Raw genomic sequence first — 17006 nt, 5'->3', positions numbered from 1 at the left:
GAACAAACTGGGATTACTCGGTTGCTACGTCCTTGTCAACCCATTCGAAGGTGCGCGTTACAGCCTTCTTCCACAGCCTGTAGGTGCGATCGTATTCTTCGCGATCCTCGCCAGGATTCCATTCGTCCTTCTTGGCCCAGTTGGCTTCCACGTCGGATTCGCCCTCCCAGAAACCAACCGCGATGCCCGCAGCATAGGCCGCACCGAGCGCGGTAGTCTCCATGACCTTCGGGCGCACAATCTTGCATCCGAGCTGATCAGCCTGGAACTGCATGAGCAGGTTGTCATTAGTCATGCCGCCGTCCACACGCAGCTCGGTCAGCTCCACGCCAGAATCAGCATTCATGGCCTCGAGCACCTCGCGCGTCTGGAAAGCCGTAGCCTCCAATGCCGCCCGGGCAATGTGTGCCTTGGTGTTGTACCGAGTCAGGCCCACAATCACGCCGCGAGCATCATCCTTCCAGTACGGGGCAAACAGACCCGAGAAAGCGGGAACGAAGTAGACGCCCCCATTGTCCTCGACGCTGGAAGCCAGCTCTTCGACCTCGGAAGAAGAAGAAATAATTCCCAAATTGTCCCGCAGCCACTGAATCAGCGATCCGGTAACCGCGATCGAACCCTCGAGCGCGTAAGAAGGCTCCTGGTCGCCAATCTTGTAAGCAACGGTGGTCAGCAGACCGTTCTCGGAGAAGACGGGCTCCTTACCCGTATTGATCAGGGTGAAGCAGCCGGTGCCGTAAGTATTCTTAGCCATGCCCTTCTTGAAACACGCCTGCCCGAAAGTAGCCGCCTGCTGATCGCCCAAAATACCCGCAACAGGAGTATCGATCAGCAGACCATTCTTCCTACCGTAGCCGTAAATTTCCGAAGACGAGCAAATCTCGGGAAGCATCTTCATAGGAATGCCGAAATCCTTGCACACGTCCTCGCGCCACTTCAGCGTCCTAATATCCATCAGCATCGTACGCGAAGCGTTAGTGACGTCAGTCTTGTGCACGCCACCGTTGACCCCACCAGTTAGATTCCACAGCACCCAAGTGTCCGTGTTACCAAACAGCAGCTCCCCGGCCTCCGCGCGCTCGCGGGCACCCTCGACATTGTCCAAAATCCACTTCAGCTCCGGGCCGGAATAGTAAGTGGACAGGTCGAGGCCGCAAATGTTGCGGTACTTAGACAGCCCGTCCTCGCCGGCAAGCTCGCGAATAATCTTGGAGGTACGAGTATCCTGCCAGACGATTGCGTTGTAAACGGGCTCGCCAGTGTTCTTATCCCAAACGACTACGGTTTCACGCTGGTTCGTAATGCCTACCGCTGCAATCGCGTGCCTATTGATCTGTGCCTGTTGCAAAGTAGATGCCACGCAGTAACGCATGTTGTCCCAAATCTCGATGGGATTGTGCTCTACCCAGCCTGGCTTCGGGAAGATCTGTTCGTGTTCCTTCTGTGCCGAAGCCACAATGTCGCCACTATGGTTGAACAAAATAGCGCGCGAAGAGGTAGTCCCCTGGTCGATAGCTAGTACATAATCTTTGTCAGTCATCATTGTCCTCCAGATTAATATGCGAGATACAGCCGGCATCTCAATGGCAATCGTACCCTGGCATGCCGGCCCATCTGGGCCGATTCGTCTTTGAACCGACCGAAGTATAAAGATCCCCCGCCGGGAGAACCAACCAGTTCCCGAAGCGGCGGGGGAAAATGTTTAGTTTTCGCTCTTCAGCGGGTAGAAGTCAGTCACGTCGCCAATGTGGTCGCGAATTGCCTGCGAGGAGGCATCGTCGGTGGCGGTGCGTGCCTTTTCTTCGGACTGCACCCGAGCGGTGTAGGAATCGATCTCGAACTTCTTCTTCTTGTCGTCCCAGCCGAGCAGCTGCGCCATGATCGAGGCGATCTCCTCGAGGGCGGACAAGCCGTGATCCCTATGCTCATAGGTGAGGCGGATGCGGTGGCACAGCACGTCCTCGAGGTGCATGGCGCCCTCGTGGGTGACTGCGAAAGCAACTTCGGCGCGCAGATATTCAGGAGCGCCCTGCAGTTCCTTAGCCAGCGATTCGTCTTCCTTGATCGAAGCCAGAACCAGCTCGATATCCGAGCCGTAGCGGTCCAGCATATCTTCGATGTGCTCTACCGACAGTCCAGAGTCGGATGCCAATGCGCGCCTGCGGTTCCACAGTGCGTGGTAGCCCTCGGCGCCACGAAGCGGGGTAGTGGCCGTCAGCGACTTCAGCGACTTGGCACGATCGCCAAGGGCAAAGTCAACTGCATCCTCCGCCATCGGGCGGTAGGTGGTCAGCTTGCCACCGGCAATGACAACCAGGCCGGGGGCTGCCTCGGTCACGGTGTGCTCGCGCGAAACCTTTGTGGACTTAGCAGAATCGCCGTCCTTGGTGCCCGGCTGCAGCAGCGGGCGCAGGCCTGCGTAGACGCCAATAATGTCGTCGTGGGTGAGCGGGTCGTTCAGAACCTTGTTCGCCTGGTCCAGTACATAGTCGATATCGGTCTTGTTGGCGACCGGGTTGCGCAGGTCCTCGACGTACTTGGTGTCGGTGGTGCCGATGATCCAGTAGCGCTTCCACGGGATGATGAACAGCACGGACTTTTCAGTACGCACGAACATGCCGGTCTTGCCCTTGATACGTTCCTTGGGAACAACGATGTGAATGCCCTTGGAGGCCAGTACCTTCAGGCCGCCCTCGGTGCCGCCCATTGCCTCGGTCTTTTCGGTCCAGACGCCGGAAGCGTTGATGATGGTGCGGGCGCGAACCTGGTATTCCTTGTCATTTTCCAGATCGCGGATGGTGGCGCCAGTGACGCGTCCGGTTGCATCCTTGGACATGTCAGTGACCATGGTGCGCGAAGCGGCAAGTGCGCCGTAGTCGACCGCGGAACGGACCAGGTTTACAACCAGGCGAGCGTCGTCAACGCGAGCGTCGTAGTAAACCATTGCGCCGATCAGGGAATCGCGCCTTAGGTCGGGGACCAGCTCGAGGGCGCCCTTGCGGGTGACGTGCCGCTGGATTGGTGCGGAGCCGCGGTGGGCCATCTGGGCCATTGCGTCGTACATGCCGACACCGACGGTGGAGTAGGCGCGCTCGATAACGGGAGTCTTGAAAGGCCACAGTAGCGGAAGCTTCTTCACCAAGTGCGGAGCGGTGGTTTCGAGCAGCAGGCCACGTTCGGTCAGTGCTTCGTGGACCAGCTTGAAATCAAGCTGGTAGAGGTAACGGAGACCGCCGTGAACCAGCTTGGAAGAACGGGAGGACGTGCCGGATGCCCAGTCCTGTGCCTCAACGATGCCGACGCGCAGGCCGCGCAGCGCCGCGTCATAAGCAATGCCCGCGCCAGTTACGCCGCCGCCGAGAACGAGGATGTCCAGCTCTTCACCATTTGCCATTTCTTCAAGTGCCTGTTGGCGGTGCTGAAGATTTAGCGCACCTTCTGTCATTACTAACTCCTTTGTTGGGTGAGTCACTGTTGCAGCTTTTTTCCATTGTTTCGGACCTAGGTCATATGTGCAATCTATTTGCACATATGTGCAGCTATACTTTGAAGTATGAATAAAATGTCTGGTCAGCATGCGTTGGTGACTGAGGGGAAGGCCAAGGCCGAGGCTGCGCGCAAGGCGGCAGTGTTGTACTATGCCGAATCTCAGACAATGGCGGCTATTTCTAAGAAGTTGGGTGTTTCTCGCTCTACCGTCTCCAGGCTGCTTGCCTATGCCCGAAAGAGCGGGATTGTACAGATTACGATTCGCCCTCCTTTTTCCTCCGAATCGGTTTTGACAATGAAACTCAAGCAACGCTTCCACGTAGACGTGCAAATCGTCGACGTGGAATCCACTCTTAGCCAGAATCGCCTGCTGCAAGTGGTTTCTAAGGTGGCCGCGGGCGCGCTAGACCAGATGGTGCAAAGTGGGGACACGGTGGGGATTGCCTGGGGCAACACCACCTCGGAAGTGGTCCAGCACCTGCCCTCGCGCGACCTCGGGGGTGTATCCGTGGTGCAGCTGAATGGTGCGGTCTCCACTACTAGTTCCGGCAGTGCCCATGTTGGCTTCATCCTGTCGCAGGCGGCTGACCGGTGGAATGCCAACGTAATCCACTTTCCGGTGCCCGCTTTCTTCGACAAAGCAGACACAAAGAAAGCCATGTGGCAGGAAAGCGCCGTCAAGCGCGTGCTTGAGTATCAGCGGAAGACCTCCGTTGCCGTTTTTGGGGTGGGGGCGTTTAAAGGGGAAATGCCTTCCCACGTCTATTCGGCCGGCTACCTTTCGACTAAAGAGGTATACAGCCTTTCAAAAGGCGGGGTAGTAGGGGACGTGTGTACCGTGCTCCTAAAGAAGGATGGCACGTGGCGCAACATAGAACTCAATAAGAGGGCGTCCGGGCCAAACCCTGCGATGCTCGCCCGCATTCCGCGCCGCCTGTGTGTAGTGGCTGGGCCTGCGAAAGCGGAGGCGCTGCTGGCCGCGTTGAATGCTGGAGTGATGACCGACCTGGTTTGTGATCGCCCTACGGCTGAACTGGTATGGAAGCTCGCGAACAGGGCTAAATGATATTTTTGTGGAAGATATGTCTCAGTTTGGCAACGGTATCGACTAAGGCTTTGAATCTGCGGCAGAATGCTCTTATGCTCGATTGGATCTAGCAATTCTAAATCGATAGATGTGTTTTGAGGTGGACTATGGCGGACATTGAAGCAGCTGCAAGCGGCAGCACTGACTTGCAGCGATCCCTCAGAGCTCGACACCTAAATATGATCGCCATTGGCGGGGCTATTGGCACCGGCCTCTTTGTCGCATCTGGTGCAACCATTTCTGACGCGGGCCCGGGAGGGGCTCTGCTGGCCTACGCACTGATCGGGATCATGGTGTACCTGCTCATGCAGTCGCTGGGCGAGATGGCAACGTATATTCCTACAACGGGTTCCTTTGAAGACTATGGAACCCGTTTTATTAGCCCTTCCTTCGGTTTCGCTATCGGGTGGAACTACTGGTACAACTGGGCGATCACGGTGGCCGCTGAGCTCGTCGCAGCGGCGTTGGTGATGAAGTATTGGGCCCCCAATGTGCCGTCCTGGATATGGTCTGCGATCTTCCTAGCGTTGCTTGTAGTACTGAATTCTGTCTCTGCCCGAGCATATGGCGAGGGCGAGTTCTGGTTCGCTACCATCAAGGTGGTTACCGTCTGCGTGTTCTTAGTGCTCGGACTGGGGATGATTTTGGGCATTATGGGATCGCCCTCCCCAGGTTTTAAGAACTGGACAGTTGGAGATGCGCCCTTCGTTAACGGGGGAATGGGCGTGCTCTCGGTATTCATGATTGCCGGCTTTTCGTTTCAAGGCACTGAACTGGTCGGGGTCGCGGCGGGGGAGGCCGAAAACCCCAGCGAAACGATTCCGCGTGCAATCCGTTCTATTTTTTGGCGAATCTTGCTGTTTTACATTGGCGCCATTGCAGTAATCGGCTTCCTTATTCCGTATACCAACCCGGATCTCTTGAACGCCGACGTCGACAACTTGTCAGTGAGCCCCTTTACCCTCGTATTCCACAACGCCGGTATTGCGGCGGCAGCAGCGGTGATGAACGCCGTCATCTTGACCTCGGTTCTGTCGGCAGGAAACTCCGGGCTCTACGCCTCTACGCGCATGCTCTACGCGCTAGCCAAGTCTGGCAAGGCTCCGCGCGTATTCGCCTCGACCTCTTCCCATGGGGTACCGGTGCCCGCACTAATTGCAACCACCATGGTGGGAGCGGCATGCTTCCTCACCTCTCTTATCGGAGACGGGGGAGCCTACACCTGGCTCGTTAATGCCTCCGGTCTGGCTGGTTTTATTACTTGGGTGGCGGTTGCATGGTCCCACCTGCGCTTCCGGAAAGCATTCCTAGCGCAGGGGCACTCTCTAGACGAATTGCCGTACAAGTCGTCCTTTTTCCCGCTTGGGCCGATTATTGCCCTCATCATGTGCATCGTCGTGATACTCGGGCAAAACTACGAAGCCTTGCTAGGGCGCGGTGACTTTACGACCCTGCTTACTAGCTACATTGGCTTGCCTATCTTCTTGGCAATTTGGGCAATTCATAAGCTGGTTACTCGGGCGCCAGCGGTGAGTCCCAAGGAGGCTGACCTAAGCAGACCGGAACGCTAAATCAACGAATCAATCTCTAGCGGGGAGGAGCGATGCCTCCCCGCTTTTGTATGCCATATCGGGCGGTACTAGTCGCTGCAACGCTTCTAGGTGGGGAAAGTCCCGCAAAAAGGGGTTTGCCCGACTAAAAGTTCTAGAAATGGGACTTTTGTGAGTTCTTGAAATACTCATTAGGAAATTCTTTAGGAACTTTGTGTCCATACTGTGAGATATCGCAAAAGCCTTGATCGGCGCGGAAAAGGAGCGGCCAAGGAGGGGATACATTGGAGAAATCTAATCTGGATTTGGAAAAGCCTTTACCTTCGTTAGTAGAATAAACCAACGGAGACCTCCGGTGGAGTAAAAATCCCTTTACCCCACTTGCAGGGGCGCTCCGGCCTATCCCGGAGGAAATAGTGAAAAATAAGCGCATTCTTGCCCTAGTTTCCGCCGCCGCGTTAACGCTGACCCTTTCCGCATGTGGCGGGTCAGGTTCCGGTTCAAACGCAGGTGGCGACGGGGCGCAGGTCGTTACTGCAAACATTTCTGAACCCCAAAATCCTCTCATCCCCTCCGCAACAAACGAAGTAGGTGGCGGCCGAGTCTTGACGAACATTAACGCGGGACTGGTCTACTACACCAAGGACGGGAAGACCGAAAACGAACTAGCCGATTCTATTGAACACAACGGTGACTTCACCAAGTTCACTTTCAAACTAAAGAAGGGGCTCAAGTTCTCTGACGGCTCGGATCTGAAGGCGAAGAACTTCGTCGACGCGTGGAACTGGTCGGCCAATCCGAAGAATGCGCAGACGCAAGCCCCCTTCTTTGAAGCAATCAAGGGCTACACTGCGGCTCCCGAAAAAGAAGGTGCCCAAGCCCCAGACGTTCCAAAAATGGACGGCTTGAAAGTAGTAGATGACACTACCTTTACTGCGGAACTAAATGGGTCGACGCCTGACTTTGCCGACCGACTCGGCTACCAGGCATTTGCCCCGCTTCCTGATGTGGCTTACAAGGACATGAAGGCGTTCGGCCAGAATCCGGTCTGCTCAGGCCCCTATAAGTTGGCCGAAAAAGATGGGTGGGTACACAACGAAAAGATTGATTTGGTACCCAACGAAAACTACGACGGACCGCGCAAGCCTAAGAACAAGGGCATCAGCTTCCAGGTATTCGCTCAGCAGGATGCTGCATACCAGAAGTTGCTGAGCGATGAAATCGACGTCATCGACGCTATTCCGGATTCCGCCTTCGAGTCGTACCAGAAGGATCTTGGAGATCGAGCTGTAAACCAGCCCGCCGCCGTGTTCCAGAACTTCACAATTGATGTGAACGCTCCGCACTTCGGCATGGATGAGGAAGGCCGCCTGCGCCGAGCAGCACTTTCTAAAGCTATCGACCGTGAAGAAATCACCAAGACTATCTTCAAATCCACCCGCACCCCGGCCAAGGACTTCACCTCTCCGACTGTTGACGGCTACAATGAAAACCTACCTGGCAACGACGTACTGAAATTCGACGCCAAGGCCGCTAAGGATCTGTGGCAGAAGGCAGATGCCATCAAGAAGTACGACGGCACATTCGAACTCGCCTACAACTCTGACGGCGGACACCAGGCATGGGTAGATGCAGTCTGCAACCAGCTGAAGAACAACCTCGGCATCAATGCCCAGGGCAAGGCATACCCCGACTTCAAGTCCATGCGTGACGACGTTACCAACCACGCCTTGCAGTCCGGTTTCCGTGCCGGCTGGCAGGCCGACTACCCGGGGGTGTTCAACTTCCTGGCCCCGGTCTTCAAGACTGGCGCTCCCTCGAACGACGCTCGCTACTCCAACAAGGATTTTGACCGTCTAGTCACCGAAGGCTCGCTACAGTCCGATAAGGCCAAGGCCAACAAGAAGTATGATGAGGCTCAGGGGATCCTGCTCAAGGATCTTCCAGCCATCCCGCTCTGGTACTCGAACGTCAACGGCGGCTACTCCACGAAGGTTACAAACGTCGAATTTGGTTGGGACTCCTTCCCGCTGTACTACCAGATCGAAAAGAAGTAACTATCAGTAGGTTTGATGCGGGGCCCGGTGGCCCCGCATCGTCCTGTCATGAGGAACAGAATGGGAAAATACATACTTAGGCGCCTCCTCCAGGCAATTCCGGTATTCTTCGGCGCCACACTCTTGATATATGCGATGGTCTTCCTTATGCCTGGTGACCCGGTTGCCGCCCTTGGCGGAGACCGAGGCCTAAACCCGGCCATTGCAGCGCAAATCCGAGCTGAATACAACCTCGACAAGCCCTTAATCGTGCAATACCTGCTGTACTTGAAGGGCATCCTCACCCTAGACTTCGGCACCACCTTCTCGGGACGTCCCGTCCTCGACGTGATGGCCGGTGCCTTTCCGGTAACAATCCAACTTGCCGTTATGGCACTGATCTTCGAAGCCGTCCTCGGCATAGGCTTCGGTGTATTCGCTGGCATACGCCGCGGCGGCATCTTCGACTCGACCGTCCTGGTCATGTCCCTGATTGTTATCTCGGTCCCCACCTTCGTAATCGGCTTCGTGCTGCAGTTCCTCTTCGGTGTAAAACTCGGAGTGCTTCCAATCACTGTTGGCTCAAACGTCACCTTCACCTCCCTACTGCTACCCGCTATCGTGCTGGGGGCAGTATCGTTCGCCTACGTGCTGCGACTAACCCGCCAGTCTGTCAGCGAACACCTAAGCAGGGACTACGTCCGCACCGCCCGGGCTAAGGGCCTAGATAACGGCGCAGTAATGCGACGCCACATCCTACGCAATTCACTCATCCCTGTCATAACGTTCCTCGGTGCAGACCTCGGATCGCTGATGGGCGGCGCAATTGTCACCGAAGGTATCTTTGCCATCAACGGTGTCGGTGGCACGCTCTACCAGGCAATTATCAAAGGCGAACCATCCACCGTGGTTTCATTCACCACCGTGCTCGTCCTGGTGTACATTGTGGCCAACCTGCTAGTTGACCTCCTCTACGCAGCTCTAGACCCAAGGATTCGCTATGTCTAACATCTACCCCGAACAGGCACACCAAGTAAGCGAAATAGACGAAACTGGTCTGGGCGCCGTGGACGCAGTAGCAGACGAGAGCGCGCCCTCGTCCATGTGGGGCGAAGCATGGCGCTACCTCCGTAGGCGCCCGCTGTTCTGGGTGTCGGCAGTCATCATCGCAATTGTGCTGATCGTAGCCGCCTTCCCTGGACTCTTCTCGTCCGTCGACCCAAACTTCTGCGAACTCTCCAAGTCCTCGGCCGCCTCCGCGCCGGGGCACCCCTTCGGCTTCGATCGGCAGGGTTGTGACGTATACTCGCGCGTCATCCACGGCGCCCGCACCTCGGTGCTGGTCGGTGTGCTCACCACCATAGTCGTGTCCGTCCTCGGCGTTATCTTTGGCGCCCTTGCCGGTTACTTCGGCGGCTGGATTGACACCCTCCTCTCCCGCGTCACCGACATCTTCTTCGCGATCCCGTTCATCCTGGCAGCCATCGTAATCATGCAGCTGTTTAAAGAACACCGCACAGTGTGGATGGTCGTAATGATCCTGGCGGCCTTCGGCTGGCCACAAATTGCGCGCATCACCCGCGGTAGCGTGATGACTGTCAAGAACGAAGAATTCGTAACCGCCGCCAGAGCCCTTGGGGTGTCCGGCTGGAAGATTCTGACCAAGCATATCCTGCCCAACTCCGCAGCCCCAGTGATCGTATATGCGACCGTGGCACTCGGTACCTTCATCGTTACCGAAGCAACCCTGTCCTTCCTGGGAGTGGGTCTGCCCACCAACGTGGTCTCCTGGGGCGGAGACATTGCAAAGGCACAGATGTCGCTGCGCACCAACCCAATGATCCTGTTCTACCCGTCCATCGCGCTGGCAATTACCGTACTGTCCTTCATCATGATGGGCGACGTAGTGCGTGATGCTCTGGATCCGAAGGCGAGGAAGTAATGAGTAACTCCAAAGTTCAATTCACGCCCACCACCGGCGGGCCGGGACAGCCGCTACTTCGAGTCACCGACCTAGAGGTCGCCTTCCGATCCTCCACGGGAATGGTACCTGCCGTCCGCAAAGCCAACCTGACCATCTACCCCGGTCAGTCGATCGCAATCGTGGGCGAGTCGGGATCCGGGAAATCCACCACCGCGGCAGCGCTCATCGGGTTACTTCCCGGCACCGGCAAGGTAACCGGCGGCACCATCGAGTTCGATGGCAGGGACATCACCAACCTGTCCGAAAAAGAACTGATCAAGCTGCGTGGCAGCCAGATCGGCATGGTGCCCCAAGATCCCATGAGCAACCTAAACCCGGTATGGCGAATTGGCACCCAGGTTGCCGAAGGTCTGCACGCCAACAAGACGGTACCGGACAAAGACATAAAGAAGCGGACCGTCGAGATCTTGGAAGAGGCTGGCTTGCCGGACGCCGACCGGCGCGCCGGACAGTTCCCGCACGAATTCTCAGGCGGCATGCGCCAGCGCGCACTGATCGGCATAGGCCTTTCCTCAGAACCTAAGCTGCTGATCGCTGACGAACCTACTTCCGCCCTCGACGTGACCGTACAGGCACGCATCCTGGATCACCTAGAGAAGCTGACCAAGGAATACGGCACCGCTGTACTATTCATCACCCACGACCTCGGCCTAGCAGCCGAGCGGGCATCACACCTTGTAGTAATGCACCGTGGGCGCGTGGTCGAGTCTGGTCCGTCAAAGGAAATTCTGACCAACCCGACCCACCCCTACACGCAGCGACTAGTAAAGGCAGCGCCCTCGCTGGCATCGCACCGCATTCAAAGTGCGCACGCAGCCGGACACGACTCGGAAGAGGAACTGCTTGGCGCCCACGCCGGCTCAAAGGCAAAAGAAGAAGTTATCCGCGTCGAAAACCTAACCAAGATCTTCGACGTGCGCGGCGCCAAGGGAGAAGACAAGATACTGAAGGCCGTAGACAACGTGTCCTTCGCCGTCCGACGCGGCACCACCACCGCCGTGGTAGGCGAGTCCGGCTCCGGTAAGTCCACGGTCGCCAACATCATCCTGAACCTGATCGATCCCACCGAAGGCAAGGTCTACTACAAGGGGACCGACCTATCGACCCTGGGGCGCAAGGAACTGTTCGACATGCGGCGCAAGCTTGCCGTCGTCTTCCAGAACCCCTACGGATCTTTGGACCCGATGTATTCGGTCTACCGCTGCATCGAAGAGCCACTGATCACCCACAAGCTGGGGAACAGGAAAGAACGTGAAGCCCGCGTAGCAAGACTGCTAGACCTAGTAGCCCTACCGAAGTCGGCAATGCGTAGGTACCCCAACGAGCTCTCTGGCGGACAGCGCCAGCGCGTAGCCATCGCTAGGGCACTCGCGTTGCAGCCCGAAGTGGTCGTCCTCGACGAGGCCGTATCCGCCCTCGACGTGTTGGTACAGGATCAGATCCTGCACCTACTAAACGATCTGCAGGCACAGATGAACCTAACCTACCTGTTCATCACCCACGACCTTGCTGTAGTGCGCGAAAACGCCGACGACATCGTGGTGATGGAATCGGGCAAGGTTGTCGAGCAGGGGCCTGCCGACAACATCTTCGACAACCCCTCCACGCAGTACACCCGCGAGCTGATCGAAGCCGTCCCAGGCGGTTCGCTGTTGGCCGGCCGTACCGACTACGTGGAAGCAATCATGGGTAACAAAACCAAATAGGCTAGGCAAGAAGATGGCCCCCAAGGAATCCTTGGGGGCCATTTCTATATCGGCTTACTTGCCTGGGCTACTTGCCTTGCACATCGGCTATCCAGGCCTCTACGGCCTCGACTGTGCGGGGAATGTCCTCGCTTAGCCGCTGCGCCTTGCCGTCGGCGGTAATGACAATGTCGTCCTCAATGCGCACGCCAATGCCTCGTAGCTCTTCAGGAACTGCCAGATCGTCCTGGTTGAAGTAGAGGCCAGGTTCGATCGTGAACACCATGCCGGGCTTCAGCTCGGCATCCAAGTACAATTCCTTCTTCGCCTGGGCGCAATCGTGGACGTCCAGTCCAAGGTGGTGACTAGTGCCGTGAGGCATCCACCTGCGGTGCTGCTGGCCTTCTTCCGAGATCGCCTCCTCGACAGAGACCGGCAACATGCCCCATTCGTCTAGGTGGTGAGCCAAGACCTCCATGGCGGCGTCATGGACGTCGCGGAACAGCGCGCCGGGTTCGTTAGCCTTGGCCAGAGCGGCCTCGCAGGCATCCAGTACCGCGTTGTAAACCTTGGCCTGCTCGGGCGAGAACTTGCCCGAGATAGGTAGGGTACGCGTGATGTCGGCGGTGTACAAAGAATCAGCTTCGATGCCTGCGTCCACAAGCACAAGTTCGCCCTCGTTCACCTTGCCGTCGTTGTCGATCCAGTGCAAGGTATTGGCGTGGTTGCCGGCTGCAGCGATGGTGTCGTAGCCGAGGCCGTTGCCTTCTTCGCGAGCAACCGCACCGAAAGCGCCCTCAATCACGCGCTCGCCGCGCCAGTGCTTGGTGGCTCGGGGAAGGGACTTGATGATCTCTTCAAAACCGCGCTTGGTCATTGCAATGGAGTGGCGCAGCTCGTCCAGTTCGTAATCATCTTTTTGCAGGCGGATCGTGGAAGTAGCCTCTTCAAGGGCGTCATCGAGCGACTTCGCCTCGGCTCCATGAGCCAGGCCGGCGCTCTGGCGAACCTGATTCACCTGGGCGTCCACGTTCGTGTCCTGGCCCGCGATGACTCGCAGCGAGATCTGGCCTGCATCCTTTGCAAGCGCGTCCGCAAAGGAGTCGATATGTGCACACTGCAGACCGGTAGCTGCTTCCATGTCTTCCAGCGACGGGCGGGCCCCAACCCAGAATTCGCCGTAGCGCGAATCGGCGTAGAACTCTTCAGAGCTACGCGGTGCCCTGGGCTTGAAGTAGAGGACGCCGACGTGAGTGGCATCTTCCGGGTAGCCCTCAGGAATTTCCCTACCGGCAAGCAGATTGCCCTCTTTGTCGGTCAGTGGTTCCAATACCAGCACTGCGTCGGGTTCCTGCTCGCCACCAAGGCCAGTCAGGTGTGCAAACGCCGAGTGAGCACGGAACCGGTAGTCGCAATCGTTATTGCGGACCTTGTACTGGCCGGCCGGAATGACTAGGCGTTCGCCCCTGAATTCCTTGCCAAGCTTCGTGTGGCGGGCAGGCAGATAATCGGCTGCCCCGCCCCTTTCCGGTTTCTGAGTTGAACGCGGTGCCCACTGGGTTCCAATGAACTCCCGAAAAGCAATGGAATCTGCGCGCCTGGACCTATTGTTGACGCGGTCGGACAATTCCTGTTTATCTTCGTTAATTACGTCTTCTTTTTCGGTCATAACCTCATTGTGCCACGCACAATAATTTTGGTGAACTGTATTCTGAAAGTATGAAAATCGATCCGCATACCCATTCCCTTCGTTCCGATGGCACGGATAAGCCAGCTGAACTGATGCGCAAAGGCGCCGCGTGCGGAATTGATGTGCTCGGTTTGACCGACCATGACACGCAAGCTGGTTGGGAGGAAGCAGCAGACTGCGTAGCCGAAACAGGGGTGGCACTGTTGCGGGGGACCGAGATAAGTTGCGCGGCATCAGGGCGCACAGTTCATCTGTTGGCTTATTTATTTGACCCCGCAGATGCCACCTTGCAGGGGTTCTTTAAGAAGTGCCGCGACTCGCGGCTTCACCGGGCAGAACGGATCGTACAGAATCTGGCTGCGGACTTTCCTATTACCTGGCAGCAGGTGGCCGCGCTTGCCCCCGAGGGCGGAGTCGTGGGGCGTCCTCACATTGCCGATGCGCTGGTGGCTATAGGAGCTTTTGCAAATCGAACGGAAGCTTTCCAAAAGGTACTGCACCCAAGCCACAAGTACTACGTCCAGCACTGGGCCCCGGATCCAGTAGAGGCAACTGCGGCCATCCGGCGGGCAGGGGGAGTGCCGGTATGGGCGCACCCGCGCGCCACCTCCAGGCAGAAGCTGGTGCCAACCACGGTATTAGCCAACATGGTAGAGGCCGGCCTATTTGCTTTGGAAGCCAACCATCGCGACCACACTCCAGAGATGCGGCAAGCAGTAATCACAATGGCGCAGCACTACGGGTTGGAAATAACCGGTTCCTCTGACTACCACGGCACCGGCAAGCCTAATCAGCTAGCGGAAAATACTACCGCCGAAGCGGTGCTGGAAAAGATAGAGGCGCAGGGGGTACTACCCATCCTGCGCCCCTAACCGTCCGGCTCTAAAAGCTAGTCTTCGCTGCGGCGCGAACGTGAGCGATTGCGGCGCCGGCGAGCCCGCTTTGGCTTTTCCCCAGTGCTCTTTTCCGAGCGCTTTTGATTCTTGGAACGACCGGTAGAGCGGCGACGCGAGCCAGAGCTGCGCCTCGACCGCCTGCGGCCGCGCCCGCCGGAACGTTGCCCGGTTTCGCCTAGGTCTTCGACCTCTTCCGCATCCAACCCGGCTCGCGTGCGCTGCGACCGAGGAAGACGACCGGTAACCTCGGGATCGATGTCCAGGTCGGTGTAGAGGTGCGGCGAGGTGTGGTAGGTCTCGAGCGGCGTATCGACGCCCAAGTTCAGGGCCTTTGAAATTAGCTTCCACCTGGGAACATCATCCCAGTCGACAAAGGTGATTGCGGTGCCCGAAGCACCTGCGCGGCCAGTCCTGCCGATGCGGTGTAGGTAGATCTTCTCGTCTTCCGGGCACTGGTAGTTGATCACGTGGGTAACGTCATCGACGTCAATGCCACGGGCTGCCACATCGGTAGCCACCAGGACGTCCACCTTGCCTTTGCGGAAGGCGCGCATGGCCTGTTCGCGCGCCCCCTGCCCCAAATCTCCGTGTAGCGCTGCGGCAGCAAAACCGCGATCGGACAAATCATCCGCCAACCGGGCGGCAGTGCGCTTAGTGCGAGTAAAGATGATGGACAGGCCGCGTCCCTTTGCCTGCAGGATGCGCGAGACCACTTCCAATTTATTCATTGCGTGGCAGCGGTAGACTACCTGCTTAACAGAATTGACCGTGGCGTTCTGATCTGCGGGATCCTGCGCCCTGATATGGGTCGGGTGGCTCATGTAACGCCTAGCAAGCGCAATTACCTCGCCTGGCATGGTGGCACTAAACAACATCGTGTGCCGGCCCGCCGGCGTGCGCGACAGAAGAGTCTCCACATCTGGCAGGAAGCCCAGATCTAGCATCTCGTCGGCCTCGTCAAGTACCACTACTTTGACGCCAGAAAGCTTCAGCTTTCCGTGCTTCAGCAGATCGATTAGGCGCCCGGGAGTGCCCACCACCAGATCCGTGCCCTTCTCAAGAGCCTTCAGCTGCGGTTCAAAGGCAACCCCGCCGTAGATCTGAGTGATCCTTACCGAGCGATTCTTTGCCGCCACCTTCAAATCGCGCGCGACCTGCTTAGCCAGCTCCCTTGTAGGCAGGATGATCAGTGCCTGGGGGCAGCCGGCGTTCAGCAGCTTCTCGTAGCCGTCCTCTTGTGGGCCAACGATCTGTTCCAGCGCCGGAATGCCAAAGCCTAAAGTCTTGCCTGTGCCGGTCTTTGCCTGCCCGATAATGTCGTTGCCTTTGAGGGCGACCGGGAGCGTTAGCGCCTGAATCGGGAAAGGATGGGTGATGCCTTCTTCAGCCAGTGCCTGGCAGATCGAGGCAGAAACGCCAAAATCGGCGAAAGTCTTTTTGTGCAGTTCTAACGCTTCGCCCTCGTCAGTAATGTCAGCTTGCACGTCTTCTTTGGGGGCGATTGCGTTTTCAATTTTTACTACTGCAGCAGAGTCAGTCATATTAGCCTTTCTATGCGGCGGAGACGGACGTCTCGACGCCGACTAGCCGATCGTGATGAGGAGCGGAACCCTTCCGCGAAACTTACTAACGTGACGACCGGGCTGTACTTAGTCTAACTGTTGAGAGTTCGCGCGCATACTTTAGTCCCGTACGCGATAGAGTGGGATTCATGACTACCTCTGATCCCCGCATTGTTTCGTTGCTCGGTTCCCTCTGCCTTTCCAGGCAAGGGCGGTTAGGAAAAGACATGACGCTCGCCCCGAATATGGAGCAGAAAGTGGCACTGGCTGCTATGAGCGCGCAGGGCTACGCCATGTTCCGGCGGATCGAGGAAGTATGTGGAATGAGCGACGAGCAGATGGCTCAGCTCATGGAGCCCACCATTTCGATAGTCGACGATCTGGAGGCAAGGCTGCGTCCAGGCGATTGGTGGGAGCGCCTAGTAAAGTCATTCATCCTGATCGGAGTTCTTTCGGACCTGTCAATCGAGATCTCTAGGTTGCATGCTAGTGAGCTACTGGATCAGATCGGCCCAGAAAACTATGACGGCGGCCATGGCAAGTGGGCTGCAGCCATCATCAAACAGGGAGCTGAGGCCGATCCACAGCTGGAATCCCGCCTGTCGCTGTGGGGCAGGCGCGTGGTCGGTGAGGCTTTAGGCGTGGCCCGGAAAGTCGCGCGTATTTACGATGAACAGCTGGATTTGGACATTGCCAGTGCCGTGGGCCTACACCCTCTGTTGGCCCGCCATGGCCAGCGGATGGCCAAGGCGGGATTGAAAGCTTAGAGGCCGAAGCCAACCTTGCGGGGTTCTTCGGTCACAACCTGTACGTAGGCAATCCCGGTTGCGGGCAGGATAACCGTGTCCTGCTTTTCGGCTTCGAAAACGAGGGCGCGCGCTTCTTTTGCCGCCGCCGAAATCTCTTGGGCTAAGGCCTGGGCGTCCAAGTCGGTTTTTACAATTAGTTCCCGTGAATTTTCGCGTAGGCCAATCTTGATCTTCATACCGCTCCTTTATAGCTATGTAGTAGAAACAATAGCGGCTTT

The 17006-nt window shown here is 57.3% G+C and carries 13 protein-coding genes; 8 read left to right on the top strand and 5 right to left on the bottom strand.

Annotated features, from left to right (window positions below):
- Positions 1-13: 13 nt before the first annotated feature.
- Positions 14-1540, bottom strand: a complete 1527-nt coding sequence (gene glpK, locus AC1EKG_RS06545) for a glycerol kinase GlpK (protein ID WP_481067787.1) — start codon at positions 1538-1540, stop codon at positions 14-16.
- A 162-nt stretch (positions 1541-1702) separates the two neighbouring features.
- On the bottom strand, positions 1703-3445 hold the full coding sequence (locus AC1EKG_RS06540) for a glycerol-3-phosphate dehydrogenase/oxidase (RefSeq protein ID WP_102201666.1): 1743 nt from the start codon (positions 3443-3445) through the stop codon (positions 1703-1705).
- 108 nt (positions 3446-3553) lie between these two features.
- Here AC1EKG_RS06540 and AC1EKG_RS06535 point away from each other — a divergent pair, with 108 nt between their 5' ends.
- From AC1EKG_RS06535 to AC1EKG_RS06510, 6 genes are all read left to right on the top strand, one after another.
- Positions 3554-4555, top strand: a complete 1002-nt coding sequence (locus tag AC1EKG_RS06535) for a sugar-binding transcriptional regulator (RefSeq protein ID WP_231288198.1) — start codon at positions 3554-3556, stop codon at positions 4553-4555.
- A gap of 128 nt (positions 4556-4683) precedes the next feature.
- Positions 4684-6147: an amino acid permease gene (locus tag AC1EKG_RS06530; RefSeq protein ID WP_004807525.1), complete on the top strand. Its 1464-nt coding sequence runs from the start codon at positions 4684-4686 to the stop codon at positions 6145-6147.
- A gap of 395 nt (positions 6148-6542) precedes the next feature.
- A complete protein-coding gene (locus tag AC1EKG_RS06525) occupies positions 6543-8183 on the top strand; it encodes a peptide ABC transporter substrate-binding protein (protein WP_004807527.1) in 1641 nt (546 codons plus the stop codon).
- Between the two features lie 60 nt (positions 8184-8243).
- Positions 8244-9170, top strand: coding sequence for an ABC transporter permease (locus AC1EKG_RS06520; protein WP_040315289.1), 927 nt, complete (start codon positions 8244-8246; stop codon positions 9168-9170).
- Positions 9163-10104 (top strand): ABC transporter permease, encoded by a 942-nt coding sequence (locus AC1EKG_RS06515; protein WP_004807531.1) that lies wholly within the window; start codon positions 9163-9165, stop codon positions 10102-10104. Before AC1EKG_RS06520 ends, AC1EKG_RS06515 begins: the two co-directional genes overlap by 8 nt.
- Positions 10104-11852 carry a dipeptide ABC transporter ATP-binding protein gene (locus AC1EKG_RS06510; protein WP_004807533.1) on the top strand — a complete coding sequence of 583 codons (1749 nt, stop codon included), beginning with the start codon at positions 10104-10106 and terminating at the stop codon, positions 11850-11852. Before AC1EKG_RS06515 ends, AC1EKG_RS06510 begins: the two co-directional genes overlap by 1 nt.
- A gap of 67 nt (positions 11853-11919) precedes the next feature.
- On the opposite strand, the gene AC1EKG_RS06505 is transcribed toward AC1EKG_RS06510, so the two are convergent.
- Entirely contained in the window at positions 11920-13500 is a 1581-nt protein-coding gene (locus AC1EKG_RS06505) for an aminopeptidase P family protein (RefSeq protein ID WP_004807535.1), read from the bottom strand.
- Between the two features lie 50 nt (positions 13501-13550).
- Between AC1EKG_RS06505 and AC1EKG_RS06500 the strand changes: the two genes are divergently transcribed.
- The gene (locus AC1EKG_RS06500; protein WP_004807537.1) at positions 13551-14393 is read left to right on the top strand and encodes a PHP domain-containing protein; all 843 of its coding nucleotides are present in this window, start codon (positions 13551-13553) and stop codon (positions 14391-14393) included.
- Between the two features lie 17 nt (positions 14394-14410).
- Here the strand turns inward: AC1EKG_RS06500 and AC1EKG_RS06495 are convergent, their stop codons facing one another.
- Positions 14411-15958, bottom strand: a complete 1548-nt coding sequence (locus AC1EKG_RS06495) for a DEAD/DEAH box helicase (protein WP_004807540.1) — start codon at positions 15956-15958, stop codon at positions 14411-14413.
- Positions 15959-16128: 170 nt separating this feature from the next.
- Here AC1EKG_RS06495 and AC1EKG_RS06490 point away from each other — a divergent pair, with 170 nt between their 5' ends.
- Complete coding sequence (locus AC1EKG_RS06490; protein WP_081499191.1) at positions 16129-16746, top strand: ferritin-like fold-containing protein; 618 nt, start codon at positions 16129-16131, stop codon at positions 16744-16746.
- On the opposite strand, the gene AC1EKG_RS06485 is transcribed toward AC1EKG_RS06490, so the two are convergent.
- The gene (locus AC1EKG_RS06485) at positions 16743-16964 is read right to left on the bottom strand and encodes a DUF3107 domain-containing protein (RefSeq protein ID WP_004807545.1); all 222 of its coding nucleotides are present in this window, start codon (positions 16962-16964) and stop codon (positions 16743-16745) included. The two genes, AC1EKG_RS06490 and AC1EKG_RS06485, sit on opposite strands and share 4 nt — an antisense overlap.
- Positions 16965-17006 lie beyond the last annotated feature (42 nt).

It is taken from the genome of Winkia sp. C0117E2, from assembly GCF_056590455.1.
The sequence above is the reverse complement of the archived record's forward strand: the minus strand, read 5'-3'. Positions and strand labels throughout refer to the sequence as shown.